This window comes from Capnocytophaga endodontalis (assembly GCF_002209445.1).
GTDB classification, from domain to species: domain Bacteria; phylum Bacteroidota; class Bacteroidia; order Flavobacteriales; family Flavobacteriaceae; genus Capnocytophaga; species Capnocytophaga periodontitidis.
Window position 1 is genome coordinate 698,045 of sequence record NZ_CP022022.1, and the last position, 22,894, is coordinate 720,938.

General features: G+C 38.1%; 26 protein-coding genes. 9 read left to right on the forward strand and 17 right to left on the reverse strand.

All coding sequences use genetic code 11. The annotated features are described in order from the left end of the window. Nucleotides 1-23: 23 nt before the first annotated feature. The 7 genes from CBG49_RS03425 to CBG49_RS03455 all read right to left on the reverse strand — a co-directional run bounded on the left by CBG49_RS03425 (nucleotide 24) and on the right by CBG49_RS03455 (nucleotide 3,790). The gene (locus tag CBG49_RS03425; RefSeq protein WP_088593384.1) at nucleotides 24-545 is read right to left on the reverse strand and encodes a hypothetical protein; all 522 of its coding nucleotides are present in this window, start codon (nucleotides 543-545) and stop codon (nucleotides 24-26) included. Next, the gene (locus tag CBG49_RS03430; protein ID WP_088593385.1) at nucleotides 542-1,180 is read right to left on the reverse strand and encodes an Imm43 family immunity protein; all 639 of its coding nucleotides are present in this window, start codon (nucleotides 1,178-1,180) and stop codon (nucleotides 542-544) included. Before CBG49_RS03430 ends, CBG49_RS03425 begins: the two co-directional genes overlap by 4 nt. Then, nucleotides 1,177-1,599, reverse strand: coding sequence for an immunity protein (locus CBG49_RS03435; RefSeq protein WP_227002946.1), 423 nt, complete (start codon nucleotides 1,597-1,599; stop codon nucleotides 1,177-1,179). Before CBG49_RS03435 ends, CBG49_RS03430 begins: the two co-directional genes overlap by 4 nt. Nucleotides 1,600-1,739: 140 nt before the next feature. Continuing rightward, on the reverse strand, nucleotides 1,740-2,165 hold the full coding sequence (locus tag CBG49_RS03440) for a hypothetical protein (RefSeq protein WP_088593386.1): 426 nt from the start codon (nucleotides 2,163-2,165) through the stop codon (nucleotides 1,740-1,742). A gap of 21 nt (nucleotides 2,166-2,186) precedes the next feature. Continuing rightward, nucleotides 2,187-2,501, reverse strand: coding sequence for a hypothetical protein (locus tag CBG49_RS03445; RefSeq protein WP_167372067.1), 315 nt, complete (start codon nucleotides 2,499-2,501; stop codon nucleotides 2,187-2,189). Nucleotides 2,502-2,603: 102 nt separating this feature from the next. Next, nucleotides 2,604-3,242 (reverse strand): leucyl/phenylalanyl-tRNA--protein transferase, encoded by a 639-nt coding sequence (aat, locus tag CBG49_RS03450; RefSeq protein WP_088593388.1) that lies wholly within the window; start codon nucleotides 3,240-3,242, stop codon nucleotides 2,604-2,606. Between the two features lie 2 nt (nucleotides 3,243-3,244). Further along, entirely contained in the window at nucleotides 3,245-3,790 is a 546-nt protein-coding gene (locus CBG49_RS03455; RefSeq protein WP_088593389.1) for a DUF3127 domain-containing protein, read from the reverse strand. 257 nt (nucleotides 3,791-4,047) lie between these two features. On the opposite strand from CBG49_RS03455, the gene CBG49_RS03460 reads away from it, so the two are divergent. The 8 genes from CBG49_RS03460 to CBG49_RS03495 all read left to right on the forward strand — a co-directional run bounded on the left by CBG49_RS03460 (nucleotide 4,048) and on the right by CBG49_RS03495 (nucleotide 13,112). Next, nucleotides 4,048-5,631, forward strand: a complete 1,584-nt coding sequence (locus CBG49_RS03460; protein ID WP_088593390.1) for a leucine-rich repeat domain-containing protein — start codon at nucleotides 4,048-4,050, stop codon at nucleotides 5,629-5,631. Between the two features lie 19 nt (nucleotides 5,632-5,650). Next, nucleotides 5,651-6,211, forward strand: a complete 561-nt coding sequence (locus tag CBG49_RS03465) for a calycin-like domain-containing protein (protein ID WP_088593391.1) — start codon at nucleotides 5,651-5,653, stop codon at nucleotides 6,209-6,211. A 167-nt stretch (nucleotides 6,212-6,378) separates the two neighbouring features. Then, nucleotides 6,379-6,576: a hypothetical protein gene (locus tag CBG49_RS03470; RefSeq protein ID WP_088593392.1), complete on the forward strand. Its 198-nt coding sequence runs from the start codon at nucleotides 6,379-6,381 to the stop codon at nucleotides 6,574-6,576. Nucleotides 6,577-6,623: 47 nt separating this feature from the next. Continuing rightward, nucleotides 6,624-8,180, forward strand: coding sequence for a leucine-rich repeat domain-containing protein (locus tag CBG49_RS03475; RefSeq protein ID WP_088593393.1), 1,557 nt, complete (start codon nucleotides 6,624-6,626; stop codon nucleotides 8,178-8,180). A gap of 100 nt (nucleotides 8,181-8,280) precedes the next feature. Continuing rightward, complete coding sequence (locus tag CBG49_RS03480; RefSeq protein WP_088593394.1) at nucleotides 8,281-8,859, forward strand: calycin-like domain-containing protein; 579 nt, start codon at nucleotides 8,281-8,283, stop codon at nucleotides 8,857-8,859. Nucleotides 8,860-8,956: 97 nt separating this feature from the next. Then, nucleotides 8,957-10,057, forward strand: a complete 1,101-nt coding sequence (locus tag CBG49_RS03485; RefSeq protein ID WP_088593395.1) for a DUF4903 family protein — start codon at nucleotides 8,957-8,959, stop codon at nucleotides 10,055-10,057. A gap of 4 nt (nucleotides 10,058-10,061) precedes the next feature. Continuing rightward, complete coding sequence (locus tag CBG49_RS03490) at nucleotides 10,062-12,404, forward strand: TonB-dependent receptor plug domain-containing protein (protein ID WP_088593396.1); 2,343 nt, start codon at nucleotides 10,062-10,064, stop codon at nucleotides 12,402-12,404. A gap of 18 nt (nucleotides 12,405-12,422) precedes the next feature. Beyond that, nucleotides 12,423-13,112, forward strand: coding sequence for an HmuY family protein (locus CBG49_RS03495; protein ID WP_088593397.1), 690 nt, complete (start codon nucleotides 12,423-12,425; stop codon nucleotides 13,110-13,112). 173 nt (nucleotides 13,113-13,285) lie between these two features. On the opposite strand, the gene CBG49_RS03500 is transcribed toward CBG49_RS03495, so the two are convergent. The 3 genes from CBG49_RS03500 to gdhA all read right to left on the reverse strand — a co-directional run bounded on the left by CBG49_RS03500 (nucleotide 13,286) and on the right by gdhA (nucleotide 16,817). After that, nucleotides 13,286-14,668, reverse strand: a complete 1,383-nt coding sequence (locus CBG49_RS03500) for a hypothetical protein (protein ID WP_088593398.1) — start codon at nucleotides 14,666-14,668, stop codon at nucleotides 13,286-13,288. 64 nt (nucleotides 14,669-14,732) lie between these two features. After that, nucleotides 14,733-15,386, reverse strand: a complete 654-nt coding sequence (locus CBG49_RS03505) for a M949_RS01915 family surface polysaccharide biosynthesis protein (protein WP_088593399.1) — start codon at nucleotides 15,384-15,386, stop codon at nucleotides 14,733-14,735. Between the two features lie 90 nt (nucleotides 15,387-15,476). Beyond that, nucleotides 15,477-16,817, reverse strand: coding sequence for an NADP-specific glutamate dehydrogenase (gene gdhA / locus CBG49_RS03510; protein WP_088593400.1), 1,341 nt, complete (start codon nucleotides 16,815-16,817; stop codon nucleotides 15,477-15,479). Between the two features lie 303 nt (nucleotides 16,818-17,120). On the opposite strand from gdhA, the gene CBG49_RS03515 reads away from it, so the two are divergent. Beyond that, the gene (locus CBG49_RS03515) at nucleotides 17,121-18,728 is read left to right on the forward strand and encodes an L-lactate permease (RefSeq protein ID WP_088593401.1); all 1,608 of its coding nucleotides are present in this window, start codon (nucleotides 17,121-17,123) and stop codon (nucleotides 18,726-18,728) included. Between the two features lie 93 nt (nucleotides 18,729-18,821). Here the strand turns inward: CBG49_RS03515 and CBG49_RS03520 are convergent, their stop codons facing one another. From CBG49_RS03520 to rnpA, 7 genes are all read right to left on the reverse strand, one after another. Continuing rightward, nucleotides 18,822-19,232 (reverse strand): META domain-containing protein, encoded by a 411-nt coding sequence (locus CBG49_RS03520; RefSeq protein ID WP_009413975.1) that lies wholly within the window; start codon nucleotides 19,230-19,232, stop codon nucleotides 18,822-18,824. An 18-nt stretch (nucleotides 19,233-19,250) separates the two neighbouring features. Next, a complete protein-coding gene (locus tag CBG49_RS03525; protein ID WP_088593402.1) occupies nucleotides 19,251-19,652 on the reverse strand; it encodes a hypothetical protein in 402 nt (133 codons plus the stop codon). 101 nt (nucleotides 19,653-19,753) lie between these two features. After that, the gene (locus tag CBG49_RS03530) at nucleotides 19,754-20,248 is read right to left on the reverse strand and encodes a TlpA family protein disulfide reductase (RefSeq protein WP_088593403.1); all 495 of its coding nucleotides are present in this window, start codon (nucleotides 20,246-20,248) and stop codon (nucleotides 19,754-19,756) included. A gap of 85 nt (nucleotides 20,249-20,333) precedes the next feature. Next, a complete protein-coding gene (gene cysD / locus CBG49_RS03535; RefSeq protein WP_088593404.1) occupies nucleotides 20,334-21,233 on the reverse strand; it encodes a sulfate adenylyltransferase subunit CysD in 900 nt (299 codons plus the stop codon). A gap of 16 nt (nucleotides 21,234-21,249) precedes the next feature. After that, the gene (locus CBG49_RS03540) at nucleotides 21,250-21,693 is read right to left on the reverse strand and encodes an energy transducer TonB (protein WP_088593405.1); all 444 of its coding nucleotides are present in this window, start codon (nucleotides 21,691-21,693) and stop codon (nucleotides 21,250-21,252) included. A 253-nt stretch (nucleotides 21,694-21,946) separates the two neighbouring features. Continuing rightward, the gene (gene purN, locus CBG49_RS03545) at nucleotides 21,947-22,516 is read right to left on the reverse strand and encodes a phosphoribosylglycinamide formyltransferase (RefSeq protein WP_088593406.1); all 570 of its coding nucleotides are present in this window, start codon (nucleotides 22,514-22,516) and stop codon (nucleotides 21,947-21,949) included. After that, complete coding sequence (gene rnpA / locus CBG49_RS03550) at nucleotides 22,513-22,881, reverse strand: ribonuclease P protein component (RefSeq protein ID WP_088593407.1); 369 nt, start codon at nucleotides 22,879-22,881, stop codon at nucleotides 22,513-22,515. The genes purN and rnpA overlap by 4 nt, the downstream gene beginning before the upstream one ends. Nucleotides 22,882-22,894 lie beyond the last annotated feature (13 nt).

Genomic DNA, 22,894 nt, shown 5'->3' on the forward strand with positions numbered 1-22,894 from the left:
TAGTATAATAACTATAAACCTTTTTATCCTCTATAAAATCCTTTTTCTTCTAATATTTCTCTCTCACAATAGTCTATAGAAATAAATGTTGTAATGACATTAAAAGTTAAATCATATAACATAGGAGGAAATTTACATTCATAAATTACTTCTCCATTAAATTTGCGATAATATAATTCGTTATCTTTGTAGGTTGGGCATTCTATAAGAGTATTATAGGACAATAAAAAGTCAAACAAATAATAAAGATTTGAAATAAAACTATCAAAGGTTGATGGCTCTTTTCTTGTTGAATAATAAACTTCTTGTTTTATGGAACACCAATCAAAGTTAAAATGAAATGGCAAAAATACCATTTTATTAAATCCTTGCAAATTAGAATTTAGATATATTGCTTTATAATTAGCTAAATTACTTCTTAACACCCAATCTTCTAATAATAAGGTGTTTTCCTGCAATATAGAAAGATAAGGAGTGTTGAAATCACTATCTATTTGCAATAATTCATCTCTTATTTTCTCATAAAAATAATTCCATTTTTTCATAATGTGTTAGAGAGGGGGGGTAAAAACTCTTCTTTTTTATTCATATTGTTATAAGCTGTAGGAAAATCTTCTATCAAATAAATCTCAGGTTTATAGAATGAACTCAAAACAATATCTTTTGTCTCTTCTGTGAATAGCAACCCTTGTTCGTAAGCTATCCTATCGTAATAGAACACTCCTTTTTTCTGCTCTTTTATAGTTATATTGGGGTATAGATATTCAAAACGATTACCCGCCATACGTTTTTTCCCTTCTTCTTCTACGATAAAAGAAGAATTATCCACCTCTAAAAGAAAAAGAACAAAGTAGGACTTATCCGAGCAAGATACTCCTTTCGAGTGTTGCACCAAACAAGGAGATACTACATAACGATTTTCCCCCCAATACGCTGATAGAAAAGATAAAAACTCTTCTGAGACAACCATTATTCTATTTCTATAGAAAACCCAGTCGAACCTAACATTTCCTTTGTTTTTATAGGTAAGAAGCATCTGAGAAGGGACGTTTTTCATATATTTCCAATCAGAATTAGTAGGATTTTCTAAATCCGATAACTCAGCATTGTAAAAGAACTGGGGCACCCCTGTTCTCCAGCGTGTTGTAGTCATAAACCATATAAATAATTTTTCTTTCATCTTTTTTTTATAAATAAGTTGTTAATTGTTATAATATCCCCTCCTCTACTTGTTCTAAGATATAACTCCACCAAGTGTTTTTGATCCAAACAAGGAGTGTCTATTTTTAAAAAATGTCTTTTTATAGTTTTTAGCTTTTCCAAGCGTAATGTATCGCTATATTCTTCCTGAAAATCAAAATTTTTAGTAAAAAACAGCAAGCAATCTATGAGTTGGTTTAAGGACGAATTTATAAAAAGAGTACTCTCTGATAGGGAATAAACAGAATGGTTGCTATGGCTAACCCCTATTTTATCCTCGTAATCAACTCCTATAATATAAAAATCACCTTCTGTATAAACAGGAAGTTTAAAAGAAAGCCCTATAAAGCTAAGGTCTAAAAAGTTTTTTATTATTTTCTCTATCTCTAATATATCCATTTCTATTTAGATAAATTGGTGTTTGTTGAATGTTCCTTATTTCTAAAAATATTCCTATCTTCTAAAGAAAAAAGGCGGGGTGTTTGCTTCAAACAGATAGGATATATTCCATAAATTAACTACTCCTCTACTTTGAGATTTTAACGAGTAAAAGGATTTTTACCACTGATAATTACATTATCTTCGCTCGTCAAACAAATCATAGCATCTAAATTTACATCTGTTATATAAACATCTAAGCTACTGGGTAATTGAGGTATAATTAACTTTATATTATTCCACCCAGATATTTTGTATATATCATCTCCTTTTTCTGTAAAGATAAAAAAATCACCTTCTAATGGCAACTCTAAAATAGCTCTTATAGCTTCTACCCCATAATATACCTTTCCTAAATCTTTAAGACATTCAAAATATCGTAAAAATCGTCCGCTATTCAATTGGGTATTATCCACATACTTGCTCAGTATTTTAGTTTTGTATTCTTTACTTACTATACCAAAGTCATTAGCTGGTATTTTAGACTCAATAAGGGAGTCTTTTAGTAGTTTATCATCTATTTTCATAATGAATAATCAGAGTATTTTTTAGATTTTGTTGTTTTCTTCCCAAAACTCTACTAATTTTTCGTACAAACAATGGATTAAAAGCATTTCATCTTCTTTAGTTAAAGTTTTTGTGAAATCTTTTTTAAAAAGGTAATATTTAATTTGTTGAGAAAAGGCAAAGTTAGTCGGTAATTTGTATTTAGAAGCTAACCACTCGCTAAACCCCTCTAACAATATATTATCTTTAGCTAAATCATAGCCAATAATAAGAGATACATAGTTATTATAAGTACTATCGGGTACAAACATACCGATGCAGTCCTTTATATGTCTAAACAATTCTATTTCTTTCATATAACACACTATCTACAATTTTTAAAAAGAATATCGGCTATAAAACGCCTACAAAGTCAGTGAGGGCTCACAGCTGGGTATGTGAAACGCGAATCTGTACTTTTAACGATTGATGGTTAATAATTTTAAAAATGTTGCTCTTGGGATTTCTTCAGCGCCTAAACTTTCTAAATATTCACTGTGAATTTGGCAATCTACTAAGGCGATATGAGGGTGGGCTTGCAGGAAAGTGATAAAACCGTACTGTGAGGCGTTAGGCTGCTTGCTAAACATACTTTCTCCACAGAAAATTTTGCCGATTTGAAGTCCGTATAAGCCGCCTACAAGGGTTTCGTCTTGCCATACCTCTACCGAGTGTGCAATTCCTTGCTGATGAAGGATTGTATAGGCTTCTATAAGTTCGGGGTGAATCCAAGTGCCGTGTTGGTCTTTGCGGGGCACTGTAGCGCATTGCTGCATCACTTGGGTAAAACAACGGTTGTAGGTAACGCGATAAGGAGCTTTGCGGAGGAGTTTGCGCATATTTTTGCCAATATGCAGTTTTTCGGGGAAAAGCACAAAGCGAGGGTCGGGACACCACCATAGTACAGGTTCCCCCTCATTATACCAAGGAAAAATGCCTTGAGAATAGGCTTCTATGAGTCGGGTAGGGGAGAGAGAACCTCCAAAAGCCACAATTCCTTCCTCCGAAGCGGTATCGGGGGAAGGAAAAGGTGTTTCGTTGTTTATTAAGTATGTCATTCTTAGAATGGTAGATCGTCTTCGGGTTCAGCAGTTGGAGCACTTTGTGCTGGAGGAGTGCCAAAAGCTTGTTGTGGAGAAGGTTGGAATGATTGTTGAGCAGTTTGAGGTGGGTATTGAGGAGGCACTTGTTGTTGGTACTGAGGGGCTGCTTGCTGATATTGAGGGGGCGCCTGTTGGTATTGTGGTTGTGCATAGCCTTGTGGAGGGTAAGCAGGTTGCCCATAGCCTTGTGGGTAAGCTTGCCCTTGCGGAGGATAGTTTTGTGCCATTTCGGCATTTTCGATACGCCATCCTTGTAAGTTTACAATGTATTTGGTCTCTCCTTGAGGGTTTACCCACTCACGACCGCGAATATTGAAACTGATGCGCACTATTTGTCCTTCTTGAAAGTTATCGAGTAGCGCACATTTTTCCTGTACAAAGTCAAATGGGATGTACTGAGGGTATTGTTCCTCGGTCATAATTATAACATCGCGGCGTTGGAAGCCATTTTGCCCTACGGTTTGTGTAGGTGTAATTTTGATGATTCGTCCTTGGATATCCATATTGGTATTTTTATTTATTGGTTATTCGTAAATAATGATTTGTAAGGGCAAAGGTAGTACAAATTTAGATATTAGCAAATAGTTTTGTAAAAAAATGTAAGTGAATCTAACTCATAATCAACTATTGTTTATTACCTGCTTACTATAGCTGTAAGAAATAATACATATTTTATACACTCTTTATCACTATTCTAAATAATATTTATACCTTTGCACCAAATTTTAAACTAATTCATTTTACAAATACATTTTATCGTATGATAAATTATATCCAACATTCAGTAAAAGTGATGATAGCTATAACGCTCATCGCTTTGGGCAGTGCTTGCAAGAAAAGCGATAGCCCAGAACCTCCCAAACCAGAAAATGGCAAAGTAGCTATTGAAAACCCTGCTTTGGTAACTGCCTTAAAAGAACAAGGCTTTACTTTTGAAGGCAATACCCTTGTAGTAAACGACAAGGTGCGCACCACTACTTCACTTAACCTCAGTGGCAAACAGCTCACCGATGTAAAAGGCTTGGAGGCGTTTCCAGCCCTTAGTGAGGTAAACCTCAGCAACAACAAGTTTGCACAAACATTCGATTTTGGTACATTGCCTGCAACGGTAAAGAGTGTAAACCTCAGTGGTAATGAGCTGTACGACTTTAAAAACCTCGCTACTACCGACTATAGTGACAATGCCCAAGAGCCTTATAAACTCATTCGCAGTTTTGATAAGATCGTATTACCTACAACCGCTAAGTACAATATGGACGTATTGCCGGCCTACGTAAAACTTGCGCCTAAGAGTGATGTACAGATGCTCAACGCACAAGGTACAGCTGAGAAATATACTACCTTGCGAGAGGTGCCTGACCCTGTGTTGTTGCAATATTTGAAAGCTAATTTTGCAAGTGTGTTTAGTGGTGATAAGATTGATATTAGCAAGAGTATAAAAGTAGATGAAAGAGCCAATGCTGTAAAAATATTAAAAGGTGAAGAAGGTTATAATGAGCCTGAATTTGCTAACCTTAAAAACTTAGAAGGCATTATTTTTATTACAAATAATCCTTTATTTCGCGGAGATGTAGAAATACGAACCTTACCTGATGAAAATTTTGTAGTGGATAATTTAAAGATATCACCCAAAACAGGAAGTGTTGTCCTCTATGGGGTTAGTACACCTAACCTAAACTTAACCAGAGCAGAAGATCTTTTTGCTTTTTGGGCTGTTCATAATAAAGGTATTACTAATGTCAATTTATCAGCCTCTAAAAAAATTATGCAACGAGGAGAAACAAGTCATTTGGGTTTTGTAGGTGATTTTATTATAATTGCAGATTGCCCTAATTTAAAAACTTTTACCTTGCCTGATGTTTCTAAAAGTACCGTTTCTCCTATTTCAATATTTGCAATCTCTCTTTTAGAATTACCTAAGCTTACTTCTACTATTGATTTAAGTAAAATACAAGTTTTTTCTTCTCTTCAATTAGCTAAAATACCAGCAACTACTAAAATTATATATCCTGCTGATATTAAATATTTTACAATAGGAGGAAATAAAGAAAAAGAAGGTCAGTTTGGAAAATTAATTTTAACTATTACAAAAGATATATACGACAAAGAGGAAACAAAAGCTTTTATTCAAAAATATCTTCCTAATAATAGAATTACAACTTCATACAATTTTGTAGATAATTTATTAGAGGATTCAGAAATTTATGACTATACTGACACCAATAATGAAAGTGGCCGACCTTCCATCCACAACCGAAGTTTTTTAAATAAAACTAACAATAAAGCACTAACTCTTAACGAAATCGTAAAACTTAGATTCGGAAACTCTAAGCATAAAAAGTAATTATCTAAATTTAATAACTATGTCAAATTTATTTAAATCGATAGCTTTTGTAGCTATCTTAGGAATGGCATTAGTAGGATGCCAAAAAGAAGAGGCGAACATTGCTGATCATCCATCTAATGAAGGGAACTCACAAAACGCTAATGAGACGACAGTTGTTAGCGAACATCCCTCTGTTAATTCTAACTTCATTGTAGATAGTGTAGTGGGAAATTACAAAGGTGAAATTAACCAAGTAAAGATGAACGGAGAAAATAAGGGCTCTGTTTCTGATAGAACGGTAAATATCACCAAAAACGGCAATAACAAGTTTAACCTAAGTGTTGATGCTTTTAAAGTAGGAAGAATGCCTGCTAAACTAACTATCAACGTTAAGGGTATCACATTAAATAGTGACGGTACTTTTTCAGGAAGCTTTTCTAATGGAGTAAACTTACTGTTGACTGATTACCCTGCCAATATTAGAGGTAAATTCTTTAAGAAAGATAATGCGACAAAAGTAGAATTTACTTTGGAAAGTAGCGGAACCTATCTTTTATTTGTAAATTTTGATGCTTCTGTACATTTTGATACTTACTAAAAAGTAGTAACTTTAAGGGGCTGTCCTAAAAGTTTTTCTTGAGGGGGCGTTTGCAGCACATACCCAGCTATCGCTGGCTTTCCTACATAATACACTTTAAAAGTGATTGATTATCAGTATTATAAACTTTTTCAAAGTTTTTGGGACTTTGACGTACGACAAAGTTTATGATGCATGGAGAAAGAGACGACAAGAATGGTACACTGTTTTTTACCCCTACTGAAGAGATTTTTGATCGCCCAGAAACCAAAAAATTTGTTGAAACATATATCCCTGATAAAAAAATAGGTGTTGCGAGATTTAATGACGCTCCTTCTCTAAGAGTGTTTGATTATCTTCCTTTATATGATGACGAGGAGGAATAATAAATAGATGAGTATAAAGATTTTATATAACCATAAATATTTTAACTATGAGAAATTATATCCAACATTCAGTAAAAGTGATGATAGCTGTAGTGCTCATCGCTTTAGGCAATGCTTGCAAGAAAAGCGATAGCCCAGAACCTCCAAAACCAGAAAATGGCAAAGTAGCTATTGAAAACCCTGCTTTGGTAACTGCCTTAAAAGAACAAGGCTTCACTTTTGAAGGCAATACTCTTGTGGTAAACGACAAGGTGCGCACCACTACTTCACTCAACCTCAGTGGCAAACAGCTCACCGATGTAAAAGGCTTAGAGGCGTTCCCAGCACTTAGTGAGGTAAACCTCAGCAACAACAAGTTTGCACAAGAATTTGACTTTGGGGCATTGCCAGCAACGGTAAAGAACGTAAACCTAAGCGGTAATGAGCTGTACGACTTTAAGAACCTCGCTACTACCGACTATAGTGACAATGCCCAAGAGCCTTATAAGCTGATTCGCAGTTTTGATAAGCTGGTATTGCCTGCAACCGCTAAGTACAATATGGATGTATTGCCTGCCTACGTAAAACTTGCGCCTAAGAGTGATGTACAGATGCTCAACGCACAGGGTACAGCTGAGAAATATACTACCTTGCGCGAGGTACCTGATCCTGTGTTGTTGCGTTATATCAAACAAAACTTTCCAAGTGTAATAACTAATGACAAAATAGATATTAGCAAAAACTTAAAAATAGAAGAAACACAAACTGATATAGTTATTGACCAAGCAGTTCAAAGAGACCCCAACGTAGTAGATACTTCAAAAATAAATAACATTGAAGGTATTGAGTATATATTTAATAACCCACGTCTCAGTGGAGGTGTTTTTTTAACAATGACAGCAAGCAAAACCATTACTTTCCCTTATGTAAAGATAGGAAAGAATGTAAGTATATTTGTTATAGAATGGATAAATACTCCAAAAATAGACTTTTCAAATGTTGAAAAGTTAAGGGCTATAAAAGTTAGCAACAATCCTTCTATACAAAAAATAGATCTTTCATCTTCTAAAACATTTATGCAATTAGGAGCTAAAGGTTATGATTCAAATGGAGAGCTAACAGCCTTACGTATAGATAACTGTCCATTATTAGAGGAAATAATCTTCCCTAACTTAAATAATGCTCCCGCTCCTATTTCAGCAAGTACTGTTCGTCTTCTAAATCTTCCTAATTTGAAATCTGACATTAATTTTAGCAAACTACAAGTAATAGAAGGAATAGCCTTTGGAGGGCTTCCTAAAGCTAAAATTATTTATCCCAGCAATGGACTTACATATTTTATTGATGGAGGTGTAAGAGATGATGAAAATGGAATTTTGGTGTTTGAAATTACGAAAGAAATTTATAATAGACCCGAAACACAAGCGTTTATAAAACTTATTCCAAAAGATAAATTAGATGATGGAGGAAATAAGCACTTTGAAGAAGCTCCTAATCTAACCAGATTCCCATATCTTCAAGAATTAAAAGATAATAATGAAACAGGTAGAAAATATCTAAGGAGAGATAATTCAAAGAAAATAGATATTTTTGAACATTTATTGAAAAAAGCAAAAAAAAGATAAAAAAGTTTGCTTTGTAAATATTTTATTATACCTTTGCCTCGCTAAACTTATTTATAATGGGTTTAAAATAGTGAACTAATAATTTTTTAATTTTGTCTATATGAAATATTCATTTTTAAAAATGATTGCTTTTACAGCAATCGCAGGGGTGGCATTTATAGGGTGCCAAAAAGAGGAACTCAACTCTGCTGAGACAGGATTAGTTGCCAATAGTCAAGCAGCTGTTCAGCAAAATGCTGAAAGTCAAAGAGCTACTATTACAGTAGACGATGTAAAGGGAGACTATAAAGGTGTCCTTGACGAAGTTGTAATGAATGGGAATAAGAAAAGCCCTGTTTATGATCAACTTTTCAGTGTAGAAAAACATAGTAATGGTAAATTTAACCTATATTTACCTCCTTTTAAAATAGGAAATATGCCAGGTACGATTACTATTGACACTAAAGGAATCACTCTTAATAATGATGGTTCTTTCCGTGCTACTAATCTAAAAAGGTCTGTGATTTTAAACACTCCTATTAGTACACATAGATACACAGCTACCTTAGTAGAAGGAAAGTTTACAAAAGAAGGTGATACCTACAAATTAACAGTAGGAATTCATAGCGAAGGTAAATTTGCGTTCATCACCCTTTTTACTGCCTATGTTCATTATGATGGTAAGCAAGTGAGAAAATAATTCTCTACTTCCTACTCTTAAAAGTCAGAAAGTAACAACTACAATTGTTGCTTTCTGGCTTTTACTCTTAACTTCAACTGTAATTAATCTCCTTACTATGAAAAAAATACTTTTATTATTTATAGGGCTTTCCTTCTTCGCTTGCAAAAAAGAAGAACAAAACAAGCCTATTGAAAATACCGACCCTAAACTGCAAACAGCTATCAGCGTACTAAAAGGCGATATGGTATTAGGGCAACACGTGAAATTGGCTGGTACGGACAGATCATTATTGCCTTCGGGCGTACCTACTAAATTTACTTTCACTTGGGACGAGCCCAGCAAACGCCTCAAAATGCATCTTGAGAAAATACAACCGGGCACTATGCCTTTTGCCGTAACAATGCACGCCTCCTTGGAGGCAATGGAACTCAGCTATTGGGACAAGCAGGAATACGAGGGCAATTGGATAAAATTCTACGATAAAGCTGCCGTAACTACCCCTTATATACCTGACAATTACCAAGGTCCCACTATCACTAAAGAAGGGAGTACCATTGTTACGGGCTTCTTCAATGTAGATACACACGAGGTGTATTTCTTAATCCAATACAATATGATGAACGTAGTGGGTACGATATTTAAACAAAAAATTGACCGCTCTCGCTTAGCTCACTTTCAGGAAGAACTCGATGCCTACGAAGAGGCGTTGGCAGAAAAAAAATTAGACACAGGGGGTGAAAGATTTCGCGGTGATAACAACCAGCAAGCTATTACGCTTTTGGGTGCTACTCAAACTATTACGGCTAAGCTCACCTACGAGGGTAAAACTACAGAGGTAGCCTTGCCTATCACCTTTGTGTGGGACGGTAAAGAGCCTAACAATGTAACAGGGCGTATGCAACTATCGCTTGCCAAAACGGCAGTGAGTGGAGTGAACTTGCAATTAGATTTCAGTGGCAAAGCGCGTTTTATAGATGTGCTTACTAAAAGTGAAGAAGCTATCTACGGGCAAGGCAATACCGATAAAACCAAACTCAAAGCAGCGGAAGTAACCACTACCCTTTGGGATGCTACGGGTACACAAACGCTTAAAACTTCTGCTAAAGGCGAAGTGCGAATGATTGTGAATGTAGAGAAAAAAATAACCTCCTTCTCTTACCTTAACAAAGAATTAGGACTTACCATTTATGCCAAAGAAGTAGCTATAAGACCTTAAGTTAATGAGAATCACCATATCCATTTTACTATTTCTATTAGGAGGAATCCTCTCAGCCCAACAGGTGCGTATGCGGGTGCTCGACAAGAGTACCCGCTTGCCTATAGCTGCGGCAGTAGTGAGTTATACCGAGCCTGCTTATAGTGATAAACTACAGCACAGCATTGCCGATGACAATGGCATTGCCCTCCTGAAAAGGCGCAAGGGGGGTGTACTGCATTACACGGTGCAGTCGCTGGGCTACACACTGCTAAAAGGTACGCTAAACGCAGAAAACGAGCTCACGGTATACCTCAGCGAGGAAACTACCCAATTGGCGGGCACTACTCTCACAGGTAGAACGACGGGTGCTACCGTGCGCCCCACCAAAGAAACACCTACGGTGGTGCAGGTCATCACTGGGCAGGAGTTAGTGAAAGCGGGGTATAGCAATATCCAGCAGGCGCTGATGCAGGAAACCCCTGGGATGAATATCCAAAAGGTAGGTTTTGGCAACGAGATAAGTATGCAGGGCTTGGATGCGCGCCATATCCTCTTTTTGATGGACGGTGAGCGTATGACGGGTGAAATGGCAGGCAACTTAGATTACGAGCGGTTCAACCTGCACGCTGTAGAGCGCATTGAGGTGATGAAAGGGGCGTCGTCTACCCTCTACGGTTCGAGGGCAGCAGGAGCAGTCATCAACATTATCACCAAGAAAACAGATAAGCCTTTTGCTATTACGGTAGGTTCGCGACACGCCGAGATGAACGAACGCAATTACCACAACCCTGAGCGGCGCGATTTTCTCTATATGTTTGAAAAGAATGCCGATAAGCCCAACCTGCAATCCTGGGTATCGGCAGGGGCAAAGATAGGGAAGTTCACTACTCAAACGGATGTGTGGTTCAGCAGTCAGGATGCGTATTACCTTTACCAAAAAGAACCCGATCGCAAGGTGTATACTAAAGAAGCCAATCCGTTTCTCAGTAAAGATACTGTAGTGCAAGCCACCTTTTTGCGTCCGCCAATGGGTATTGAGGGGGTAGAGCATCTCTCGGCTTCGCAAAAACTGTATTACGACAGCAAAAACTTAAGCGTACAGCTATACGGCACGGGCTTTTTGATGAACTCGTATGATATGGTGCAAGACCTCTATTTCTCGCAAACCAAAGACTTCACCGGAGGGCTAAAACTCTCCTACCGCCTCAAAAACTATTTCGCACTACACGGCACTTTCCATACCGACTTTTACGAGCGCTACAAACGTCACGAACGCCGTGATGTAGATAAAAAGGTGTATGACTCTAAGATTATGCAACCGCGCCTCACGCTCACCTCGCAATACTTCAAAAAGCACGACCTCATTTTGGGGATTGACTATTTTCAAGACGACCTCACCAGCGACCGCTTTGCAGCCAATCGTATGCTCACACGAGGGTTGAAGGAATGGGAGTTCTTCTTTCAGGACACTTATACCATAACCCCTAAGTGGCAAGTGGAAGCCGGATTGCGCACCAATTACAGTCTGCAATTTGGTACGATGGCACTGCCGAAAGTAGCCATAAAATTCTCGCCTACCGAAGCCCTTTCGTACCGCTTGAATTACGCCAAAGGCTATCGTTCGCCTTCTATTAAAGAGTTGTTTTTTAATTGGGATCACTTGGGAATGTTTCAAATTGTAGGCAATGAGATGTTACAACCCGAGAAAAACCATTACTTTTCGGTAGGAGCTGAATATGCGGTGCCTAAATTCTTTATTTCGGGGAATGCCTTTATCAATCAGTTTCAGGATAAGATAGAGGGGGTGTGGAAAATCTACGAGTTTCAGTATAACTTCGAGTATATGAACCTCAGCCAGCAACGGCTCTTAGGCTTTGACCTGCTCACCCGCTGGAAGATAGTACCCGCCCTTACGCTCAACGCTTCCTATTCGTATGTAGACGTAAGTAAAACAGAAGGCTTGCGCATCAACACTACCTCGCCTCACGCCGCTACCGCAGGGCTTGAATACAAATGGTATCGCGACAACTACGACCTATCGGCAAACCTGACGATGAGTATGATGGGTAAGAAAACTTTTGATGTGCAAGATCGCATTACGGTGCAGGAAGAAGTACCTTTATACGGTGGTGGTATGCAACGGCGCCCTGTGAGCAAAGAGGCCTATTTCCGTTGTGAACTGCCTGCTTACGCACTTTTCAACTTAAATGTACAACAACGCTTTTTGAAGCATTACAAGCTGAACGTCGGGGCAAATAATATTTTCGATTATAAACCTTCAACCTTGGGCTCTGGCGTAACGATGTTCAACATTCCTGCTACTGCAGGGCGTAGGTTTTTTGTGCAGGTAGAGATCGATTTTTAAATTAGGAAATTAGCAAATATGAAAAGAATCTTATATAGTATACTGATAGCTTTGTTGAGTACGGCTTGTGTGAAATATGAAGCTCTGCCTTTTACAGGCAAAGTGCTACCGCGTCGTTCGGGGTACATCAATAATGTCACCAACGATTGGATATACTATAACCTCCGTACAGGTGAGATATTCAATGCCTACCAAGTGAATGCCGATATTATAGAAGGCAATCAGAAAAATAGATTAGACTGGGATTTAGCATTCTGTGGTAATAAACTTCGCACCAATAGCGGCACCAGTGGCAACGGACACGGAGGAGTTGCCGATATGGGCTTTCAGGGGTATGACCGCTGGACGACTGTTTCGCAATTGCCTCACGACCTACAATGGGTAGTAGATACCGACAACGTGTCTATCACTATGTCACAACGCGAGTGGATAAGCTATACCGTAGCCCATAATATCACAGGTATCCCTTGGTTTGACCCCAATAAAGGCCCCCAACAAACCAAAACCAATGCTAATCCGTTACTCAATAAGGCGTTGGTGTTCTCAGGACCGCCCCCCTCTTATACCCCCTCGTTTCACACTTATATCATCCGCACTGCCGATGGGTTGCGCTATTTTAAGTTACAAATAGTGAGTTGGTATGACGAGAGTATTGAAATAGGCGACACAGGGGGGCGTATTAGTTTTTATTGCGATGAGTTGAAGTAAATCAAAAAAAGTAGTATATTTGCCTTGTTATTTATCACATACTGAAAAAACAATGAGAATATTCATTACCTTTTTGTGTTGGGGCTTTTTTACTTTGGCACAAGCAATATGGAGCCCCTATAGAATCAACGTATGTAATACCTATCAAATATTCTTTTGTTGATGAATAATCACTAAAAATATTCTTTCATTGTATAAATATCTAAGAAGCCTTTGCGACCGTTTTTTTCTATTTGGTAGAAAGCTTCGGTAATGGGTACTAAAACATCGTATTGAGGGGTGGTGAATTGAGGGTAAATGCCTACTTTGCCATTTTGGTAGAAAAGAATCCGTTCGTTTTTATCTTGTTCTATCTTGTTGAAAGCAATAGGGAGGAGCTGTTTGCCTTTGAGCTGATGAGATTTGTGATATTCGTACTCAAAAAGACCAAAGAGGTTGCCTTGTTGCACTCGTAAAGCTTCAAAAGGGAATTTTTCTTCTATGGAAAATCCTGAAAATTCTGTTGTACCATCTGCAAAAGCAATTTTTTCAGTTGGCTTGCGATCTATAAGGTAATGCTTTTCCTTGATAATATTGGGATTATTAGAGTCTACTCTTCCTATATAAGGCTTAGGAGTTTGCTTAATGCGGTATTCTAACCAACGTTCTATAAAACTAGTTCCACATTCTTCTATTTCTCTTTCAGGTTTATCGAGTTCTTCGCCACAACAATCATAGTAATGAGCTCCATTGTCATCGAGTACTTCCAAAGCATTCAGGTGTAGATATACCTTTTTTAGGTTTGGAAAGAGCATTTGTTGCAGATACATGTTGTAAATCTCTAAAGAACTTCCCTTTTTTGCTAAGATAAAGTGCCCATTGAACTGAATATCATCATAAGCAGAGGGTAGTACCCGTTCTCCATAGTCATCTATCAAAATATATTGTTTACCCTCTTTTTGTATATCGAACATAGTTTCTATATAGCGCCCTTCAGAAAAACAAGGTTTTGAAGTAGGTTCCTTCTGTTTTTTTAAATGAAATGACATTGGTTTCCTTATACTTACAGCGGTACTTATATCATATAACAGATTTTTATTATCTGTAGGAATCAACAGATAGCTAAGAGCATTACCTCTCGCTAAAGCATAAGCCTTCTTGCCATTGCCAAAATCTAACTCAATAGGTGTTTGGTATGATATCAACATATCGCTGAGTGTACTGATTCTCACCAAATGAGGATTGATAAACTCAAGACGAATTGTATACCCGTCTTTTTCAGAAGTATAAACATTTCCTGTAAAGTTACTGAGTTTAGTAGTGCGCAAGTCCTTTGTATTGAAAAAAGTAGCTTTTTGTTGTAATATTTTACTATCTATAGAGCTATGATAAGCGATAAGCCATTGCTTATTTTTAGGTCGCAAAAAAGCTCCTAACAGAGAGCCATCAGTTTTTTGATGACAGAAAAATAGACGTCCATTGGGTTCAAAACCAATACTATTTATACTATCGGACGGGATTACTATCTGCGCTTGAGCAGTTGAAAATAAAATCAAGAAGAAAAATAAGACCCTCATAATAATTGACAATTAACAAGTAACAATTAACAAGTAACAATAGGCAAAGAATGTGCCAGCAAAATTACTTTTTCAGTTCTTTAATAGTTTCGGTATTGAAAAGTGCGTGTTCTCTTTCTTCTAAGGTTGCAACAATACTGCGTATTTTCTTTTTTAACGCTAGGGGAAGTTTGTAATAAGAGCGGTCTATTTGGGTATGTCGTCCATCGTCTAAGCTAGAATTTTGATGACGAATGGCTGTTTTCTTTCCTAAATAGTAAAGAATGAATTTTACTCGGTTTTCTTCATACGGTTCTCCGTATTGAGATTCTGAACCATATAGTACAATTGGGTCTATATAACCATCGTTGTTGAGGTCGGTGAGACTTATATAGCGCGTGTAGAACCACATTGCTTTTTCAGTATCATTAATAGCATCGGTAATTGTCCAAAGTACTTGAGGTGGTGTTTCTTCTTTTAGAAGCACATTGAAAGCTTTTATAGAGGTTGCTTTATCGGGGTTGCTATTATTTTCAGAAATGATAAGATACTGCTTGCCTAATTTATCTTGAAAAGCATACACTTTCCTGATAGGGAATGTTACCCCTATTTCTTTAAGAGTTTCGTGGGTAAAAAGCGTTTGTACTTGTTTATCTGTAAGGAGTGTAGCTCCTGAAGAGTCGGGTTGAGCTTGTAGTGATAAGAAGCTAAAGAGCAAGAATAGATAAAGATTTTTCATAAAAACTAAATGAATTTAAAAAAAGCTGCCCATTATCTTGAGCAGCTTTTTGTTATTTATAACTCGTTATTCGTCATTCGTAACTCGTCATTAAACTACGCCTTGGTCGAGCATCGCGTGAGCGACTTTCATAAAGCCTGCGATGTTAGCACCTTTCACGTAGTTGATATAACCCTCTTCTTGACCGTATTTTAGGCAAGCGTTGTGGATAGACTCCATAATTTGGTGCAATTTAGCATCAACTTCTTCGCTTCTCCACGCGAGATGTGCGGCATTTTGAGTCATTTCAAGACCAGAAGTTGCTACCCCTCCGGCGTTCACTGCTTTACCAGGAGCGAAAGGCATTTTAGCATCTTGGAAAGCTTTGATAGCCTCAGGAGTACAACCCATATTCGATACTTCGGCTACGAGTTTTACACCATTTTTGATAAGCATTTGAGCGTCATTGCCGTCTAATTCGTTTTGGAATGCACAAGGCAAAGCAATATCACAAGGAATAGTCCACGCTTTTTTGCCTGCAGTAAACTTACTTTCTTTAGCAAATTTTTCGGCAAAAGGTGCTACGATGTTGCGGTTAGAAGCGCGGAGTTCGAGCATATAGTTAATCATTTCGTGAGTCATACCATTAGGTACTTCCACACAACCATCGGGGCCTGAAAGTCCGATAACTTTTGCGCCCAACTGAGTTGCTTTTTGTGAAGCTCCCCACGCTACGTTACCAAATCCTGATACTACTACGCGTTGTCCTTTGATATCTCTGCCGAGTTTTTTAAGCATATGGTCTACAAAGTAGAGTGCGCCATAACCTGTAGCTTCAGGACGAATGAGTGAACCTCCCCAATTGATACCTTTACCGGTGAGTACCCCAGTATTGTATTCGTGGGCTAATTTTTTGTACATACCGTACATATAGCCTATTTCGCGTCCGCCTACACCCACGTCGCCAGCAGGCACATCGGTATCAGGGCCTATGTATTTCCAAAGTTCAAGCATAAAGGCTTGGCAGAAACGCATAATTTCGGCATCAGATTTACCGGTGGGGTCGAAATCAGACCCCCCTTTAGCACCTCCCATAGGTAGGGTAGTGAGGGCGTTTTTGAAAGTTTGTTCAAAACCGAGGAATTTAAGCATTGAAGGGTTTACAGCTTTGTGGAAGCGGATACCACCTTTATAAGGGCCTATGGCAGCGTTGAACTGCACGCGGTAACCGAGGTTGCTTTGCACTTCGCCTTTATCGTCAACCCAATCCACGCGGAAGGTATGAATGCGGTCGGGCTCTACGATGCGTTCAATAATTTTAGCTTTGGCAAATTCGGGGTGCTGGTTGTACACCTCTTGTACTGATTCAAGCACTTCGTGTACAGCTTGTAAGTACTCTTTTTCACCAGGGTGTTTCGCCTCTAAAGAGGTCATAATTTTTTTTACGTCCATAATATATTAATTAGTTATGAATTATGTGTTAATGAATTGTTTTGGTTACGCCAAATATATTAATGAGCGACAAAAGTACTTAATATTATTGAAATGTGCAAAGAAAACGAAAGAAATTTTTCTTAAAAAGAAAATATAAAGATTTTAACTTATCTAAAGCTCGAAAATTTATAGCACTTTTTAGTCTTGTTTTTGTACTAAACTACTAGCAAATTGTTGATATTTTTATTTTTTCTTTCGCAGAATTTGCATTTTAAATAAAAAGCACTATTTTTGCCCCCGAAAAGAAATCTAAAAAAACTTATGGCTTTATTTCTTAGCATACTTCCGATTGCGCTCCTCATCTATTTGATGGTAAAGAAAAATGCGCTTCCTTCGTATATTGCACTTCCACTGATTGCGGGATTGGTGTATATACTTCACCTTACTTATTTTAATGGCTCGTTTGTAGCCCTAAATGCCAATTTTATCAAGGCAATTATCTCGGTAGCTACCCCTATTACAGTAATTTTTGGGGCAGTGCTCTTCAATCGAATGATGGAGATGACAGGGGCAATGAACGTATTGCGCCGCTGGTTAGGCAATATCAGCCCCAATCCTGTTGCTCAACTGATGATTATAGGCTGGGCATTTGCCTTTATGATTGAAGGCGCTAGTGGTTTTGGTACGCCAGCAGCTATTGCCGCTCCTCTATTAGTAGGCTTAGGGTTCAAACCCTTGCAGGTGGCCATTCTCGCCCTAATTATGAACTCGGTACCTGTATCGTTTGGAGCAGTAGGTACGCCTACGTGGTTTGGTTTTGGTACGCTCATTGGCAATGGAGCTATTTCCGACGATCAGCTTTCGGATATTGGTAAAATTACGGCTATCATACACCTATTTGCAGCTTTCGTAATTCCGATAATGGCACTGAAAGTGATTGTTTCGTGGCGACAAATACGCGAGAATATTGTTTTTATTCTCATCAGTATCCTTGCTTGTACCTTGCCTTATGTGGCCATTGCGTGGTTTAACTACGAGTTTCCTTCGTTGGTAGGGGGGGCTATTGGTCTTTTCATTTCGGTAGGGGTTGCCAGCAAAGGTATTGGTTTATCAAAAACTGATAACAGTGAAATACAGCACGAAAAAGTGAAGACTCCAGAGCTGTTGAAAGCCCTCTTCCCGACGGCTTCACTGATAGTAATTTTAGCACTCACTCGCATCAAACAACTCCCGCTAAAATCTCTTTTGAACGATACTACCGAGTGGTTTACTATTAAATTAGGATATTTAGGAGATTTTCAAGTAACTAAAGGATTGATTTTCTCGTTGAAGAATATTTTTGCTACGAGCGAGAGTGAGAGTTACAAGCTGCTTTATGTGCCAGCGCTCATTCCGTTTGTGGTGACGGTGTTGATTTCAATTCCGTTGTTCTCACTGAAATGGAAGCAAACTAAATCGCTTTTTTCAGCCAGTTTTGTACAGATACAAAAGCCTTTTTTAGCATTGGTGGGGGCACTTATTATGGTGAATGTAATGCTGATGGGAGGAGAAAACTCAATGGTGCAAATTATAGGTCGTGGTTTAGCCGATGCTACGGGTAGTTATTGGACGATGTTTGCTTCATATTTAGGTGCAGTTGGGGCGTTTTTCTCGGGCTCGAATACTGTGTCAAACCTCACTTTTGGGGCAGTACAATATTCGGTGGCTAATACCACAGGGCTTTCAATCCCTTTGATTCTCGCCTTGCAATCGGTAGGGGGTGCGATGGGTAATATGGTGTGTATCAACAATATTATTGCGGTATGTTCGGTATTAGGTATCGACAGAGCTGAGGGTAAAATTTTAAAAGTTACAGCGGTACCTATGTTTGTATACGGAATTATAGCGGCTGTAGTAGCGCTTTTAGTAATACCGCTCATTTTTAGCTAACGGATTAATAATTAATAAACAACAAAAGGCTGCATAGAACATTTATTCTGTGCAGCCTTTTCCAATTAATTAATTTAACCCATTTTAAACATTTCACTTCTTAGCAAAAGTAAGCAGAACAGTTCCTTTATCGTCCTTTAGTAATAACTGTTCGTTTTTCACTTCATATTTAGCTACTTTTTTCATTGCAGAGCCAAAGGCATCGGCAACTTCCATTTTGTCGGGGCAAAGCATTAGTGTAGAAGCTAAATCACTAAACACTAATTCGTTATCGGATACTTTTACGATGCCTCCCATAAAGGTATTACAGCTGTCGGAGCCATTTACCTTCATTTCTTTCACATTGAGTTTTAGGGTAGGTTGTGCTTCGGCTGTTACGGCAGTAGTTCCCATAGTAACTAATTGCCATTCACCTTGCAAACTATTAGAATTAACGCGTGCAGTATTACAACTGCCTAACCCTATTGCTACAGATAATAGCATTAAAAACTTGATTTTTTTCATTGTATGATTACTTTAAAATTATTTCTCGGTGAAATAGATATCAAGCCCCATTGTACCATCGTCATCCTGACTATAAAAAGCCATTAGTTCCTCTTCGCGGTAGTAAAATTTGTAATCTTGATAAGGGTAAGGTTTATTAGATGCCGAAAAAATAATTTGGTTGTTGCGCTTATTGATGCGCCAAGCCACTTCTACTTTATAGATGAGTCGTGGTTGTTTAGTAATTGTTAGTTTTTCTTCTCTAATGATAGCTTTATCTTTCAAAAAAGTGACAAAGATATATTGTTTAGTATTGATGCTATCACCAGCGGCTCTTTTAGTAATTTCACCCTCAAAGTGCCTATCGATGAGGTCAGTGCGTTCTTGTGCATATAGGTTTAGCACGCCCAAAAACAAGAGGATAACGAGAATTCTATTCATAACATTTACTTTTTTAAAGGTTTATATATTGAGTTGTTATGCTTCAAATGAGGTTGTTTTCTCGGTTTGGGTTGTAGTAGAACACTGCTGGTTGAATGGTTTTATTTGATATATTTTTTGAGTGTTTTGAGCAACTCGTTAGTTCTGAGGTTGTCGCCTTGGGCTAATAGGTTGCCTTCGGGGTCGATGAGAAAAGGTGCAGGGATGCTACTAACGCCATAGCTATTAGCGGCTTTATTTTCGCTGTCCCATACGTTGTACCATACCATTCCTTCCATTTTGATAGTGTCGAGCCAAGAGTCTTTATCTTTAGGTCTATCAATGGATACAGATAGGATAACAAAGTTTTTTCCTTTGAGCTCTTTATAGGCTTGTTTGAGGTATTTGTTTTCTTTTTTGCAAGGCATACACCACGATGCCCAAAAGTCGATGAGTACGTATTTACCGCGTAAGGAGGACAACTTCAATTCTTCACCATTGGCTTGTGGTAAGGTGATTTCGGGTACGGGTTTGTGGCGTTGCAATGTTTGAGCAAAGATTGGTGCAGTTGCTAAAAGGAAAAGCGCTATGGCTGTAAATAATAAATTTTTTCTCATTTGTGATTTTGTTTTTTAGTATTCAGATTTTACTCATACAAAAATCTGACCATTTTTTTAATGATTTGTTTTTGAGGTTATTTAATTAGAAATATCCTCCTTTTTTGCGGTCTTCCATCGCTGCTTCGGTTACTTTGTCGTCTATACGGGTTTCGCCGCGTTCTGAGATGCGCGAAGCAGTAATTTCGTTTACCACTTCTTCAAGGGTTGCCGCATTGCTTTCTACGGCGGCGGTACAGGTCATATCGCCTACAGTGCGATAGCGCACACGCTTGTTGAGAATGGTATCATTTTCATCTATTTGAATGAAAGGTGATACAGCAATGAGGCGACCTTCGTGTTCAATTACTTCGCGGTTGTGAGCGAAATAGATAGAAGGGAGTTCAATTTTCTCTTGTTGGATATAGCTCCACACATCGAGTTCTGTCCAGTTTGAGATGGGGAATACGCGTACATTTTCACCTTTTTGGATTCTACCGTTATAGATGTTCCAGAGTTCAGGGCGTTGTAGTTTTGGGTCCCACTGACCGAACTCATCTCTTACTGAGAAGAAACGTTCCTTGGCGCGAGCTTTTTCTTCGTCGCGGCGTGCGCCCCCGATGCAGGCATCGAAATGGAATTCTTCAATAGTATCTAATAAGGTGTGTGTTTGCAGCCAGTTACGAGAGGCGAATTTGCCTTTGGGTTCAGTAAGACCTTTAGCTTTGATAGTATCTTCTACTTGTCGTACAATGAGTTCAGCACCAATGCGTTTGGCAAGGGCATCGCGATAAGCGAGCGCTTCGGGGAAGTTGTGACCTGTATCGATATGAACCAATGGGAAAGGTATTTTCATAGGAGCAAAGGCTTTCATAGCCAAGTGCACCAAGGTAATAGAGTCTTTTCCACCGCTAAAAAGTAGAGCAGGGCGTTCAAATTGAGCTGCTACTTCGCGCATTATATAAATACTTTCAGCTTCTAATTGTTTTAAATGTTCTTTATTCACGATTGTTACTTGTTATCTATTTTACTACATCGAAATCAAATTCTAAGGGGTAGATTCCTTGTACATCGATTTCGCGGCCTTGAGCGTCTTTAGCGGGAGCCATTTTGGGGAATTTTTGAAAAAGGCGTTTACCTTCGGCTGCTAAAATAGGTTCTCCTTCTACTTTTTGAACAGAAAAATTACCTTTTTTGTCAATTAGGTAATATACTTTCACATTTCCTTTGATTTTTTTGTTGAGGGCTTCTTGAGGATAATTTAAATTATTGACTATCCAGTCGTTCAAACATTCGTCAAAATTAGCTTCTTTGGTGGTATAAATGCTTTGATAATGCAAGCAGTGAGGTTTTTGTTTTACCACTGAAGTGTTATTAATGTCAACAGCTTTACTGTCTTGAGCTTGTATAGTAGCGAAACTGGCTACTAATAAGATGCTTGTTACTAAGGTTTTAATTGCTTTCATTGTTTTAGATATTTTAAAATTTTCAAAAGTATTTATACATTAATTTTGCTTGATGTAATTGAGAATTGCAAAAAGCTACTTTGTTCTGTAAGTTTATTTTCTAAGGCTAATTGATAATGTTTTACTGTTTCTATAAAGTTCAGTACTATAGTTTTGAATTCTATAGTATGATCATACTTTGGAGTTCTTTTTTACAGTTGAAAACATAATCTCTTTACTTACAAATTTTACAAAGGTACAACTTTTTTTTTAACTAACAAGTTTCCAACCATTTTTCTATTACTTTAGGGAAGTGCTCGTATTCTAAAAGGTGTATTTTTTCTGCTAAAGTATCAGCGGTATCGGCAGGTAATACTTGAGTTTTTGCTTGAAAGAGGATGTTACCTTCGTCGTAATGTTCGTTTACATAGTGAATGGTGATACCGCTTTCTGTTTCGCCATTAGCTACTACGGCTTGGTGTACGCGAGCGCCATACATTCCTTTGCCGCCGTACTTAGGCAGGAGTGAGGGGTGGATGTTGAGAATGCGGTTAGGATAGGCAGTTATAAGATTTTCAGGTACTTTCCATAGGAAGCCTGCCAGCACAATAAGGTCGGGTTGTTGTGTTTTGAGAACATCGAGTACTACATTTGTTTTGTAGAAAGCTTGTCGGTTGAACACAAGAGAAGGGATATCTAAGCGTTTAGCGCGTTCCAGCACGCCAGCTTGTAGGTTGTTGCAGAGGATTAAACTCACTTGAGCGCTACCTTTTTCGCTGAAATAAGTAGCGATACGTTCGGCATTTGAGCCAGAACCAGAGGCAAAAACAACGATTTTTTTCATAGTTGAATAGGCAAATTAGCAAATTGTGAAAGGGTAACTTTCACGGCATTTTCTATTTCGGTATAGGAAACTTTTTCTTTTCCTATATAAATAAAGGCTAAAGCGTAGGGTTGTTCAGTTAGAGGTAAAAGGTGTTTTTGTAGTCGATAAGCCTCTCGCAATCGGCGTTTGAGTAAATTTCTATCTACAGCGTGTTTAAAAGTGCGTTTAGGCACACTTATCAGTAACTGATAAGGTACCTTAAGAGCAGTGATAGGGGTATACAACAAACGTATGGGGTAGGCTGTAAGTGCCTCACCCTGAGCGAAAAGTTGCTGTATATACTCACGTTTGCAGAGTTTTTCGGCTTTTGGAAAAGTATACATAGGGCAAAAATAC

Coding starts and splice junctions, on each gene's coding strand:
- CBG49_RS03500 (WP_088593398.1), bottom strand. CDS start 14,668: ATGAGGGTCTTATTTTTCTTCTTGATTTTATTTTCAACTGCTCAAGCG.
- CBG49_RS03505 (WP_088593399.1), bottom strand. CDS start 15,386: ATGAAAAATCTTTATCTATTCTTGCTCTTTAGCTTCTTATCACTACAA.
- aat (WP_088593388.1), bottom strand. CDS start 3,242: ATGACATACTTAATAAACAACGAAACACCTTTTCCTTCCCCCGATACC.
- CBG49_RS03425 (WP_088593384.1), bottom strand. CDS start 545: ATGAAAAAATGGAATTATTTTTATGAGAAAATAAGAGATGAATTATTG.
- CBG49_RS03520 (WP_009413975.1), bottom strand. CDS start 19,232: ATGAAAAAAATCAAGTTTTTAATGCTATTATCTGTAGCAATAGGGTTA.
- CBG49_RS03480 (WP_088593394.1), top strand. CDS start 8,281: ATGAAATATTCATTTTTAAAAATGATTGCTTTTACAGCAATCGCAGGG.
- CBG49_RS03465 (WP_088593391.1), top strand. CDS start 5,651: ATGTCAAATTTATTTAAATCGATAGCTTTTGTAGCTATCTTAGGAATG.
- CBG49_RS03490 (WP_088593396.1), top strand. CDS start 10,062: ATGAGAATCACCATATCCATTTTACTATTTCTATTAGGAGGAATCCTC.
- CBG49_RS03455 (WP_088593389.1), bottom strand. CDS start 3,790: ATGGATATCCAAGGACGAATCATCAAAATTACACCTACACAAACCGTA.
- rnpA (WP_088593407.1), bottom strand. CDS start 22,881: ATGTATACTTTTCCAAAAGCCGAAAAACTCTGCAAACGTGAGTATATA.
- CBG49_RS03460 (WP_088593390.1), top strand. CDS start 4,048: ATGATAAATTATATCCAACATTCAGTAAAAGTGATGATAGCTATAACG.
- CBG49_RS03445 (WP_167372067.1), bottom strand. CDS start 2,501: ATGAAAGAAATAGAATTGTTTAGACATATAAAGGACTGCATCGGTATG.
- CBG49_RS03430 (WP_088593385.1), bottom strand. CDS start 1,180: ATGAAAGAAAAATTATTTATATGGTTTATGACTACAACACGCTGGAGA.
- gdhA (WP_088593400.1), bottom strand. CDS start 16,817: ATGGACGTAAAAAAAATTATGACCTCTTTAGAGGCGAAACACCCTGGT.
- CBG49_RS03525 (WP_088593402.1), bottom strand. CDS start 19,652: ATGAATAGAATTCTCGTTATCCTCTTGTTTTTGGGCGTGCTAAACCTA.
- CBG49_RS03435 (WP_227002946.1), bottom strand. CDS start 1,599: ATGGATATATTAGAGATAGAGAAAATAATAAAAAACTTTTTAGACCTT.
- CBG49_RS03475 (WP_088593393.1), top strand. CDS start 6,624: ATGAGAAATTATATCCAACATTCAGTAAAAGTGATGATAGCTGTAGTG.
- CBG49_RS03530 (WP_088593403.1), bottom strand. CDS start 20,248: ATGAGAAAAAATTTATTATTTACAGCCATAGCGCTTTTCCTTTTAGCA.
- CBG49_RS03485 (WP_088593395.1), top strand. CDS start 8,957: ATGAAAAAAATACTTTTATTATTTATAGGGCTTTCCTTCTTCGCTTGC.
- CBG49_RS03540 (WP_088593405.1), bottom strand. CDS start 21,693: ATGAAAGCAATTAAAACCTTAGTAACAAGCATCTTATTAGTAGCCAGT.
- CBG49_RS03470 (WP_088593392.1), top strand. CDS start 6,379: ATGATGCATGGAGAAAGAGACGACAAGAATGGTACACTGTTTTTTACC.
- purN (WP_088593406.1), bottom strand. CDS start 22,516: ATGAAAAAAATCGTTGTTTTTGCCTCTGGTTCTGGCTCAAATGCCGAA.
- CBG49_RS03440 (WP_088593386.1), bottom strand. CDS start 2,165: ATGAAAATAGATGATAAACTACTAAAAGACTCCCTTATTGAGTCTAAA.
- CBG49_RS03495 (WP_088593397.1), top strand. CDS start 12,423: ATGAAAAGAATCTTATATAGTATACTGATAGCTTTGTTGAGTACGGCT.
- CBG49_RS03515 (WP_088593401.1), top strand. CDS start 17,121: ATGGCTTTATTTCTTAGCATACTTCCGATTGCGCTCCTCATCTATTTG.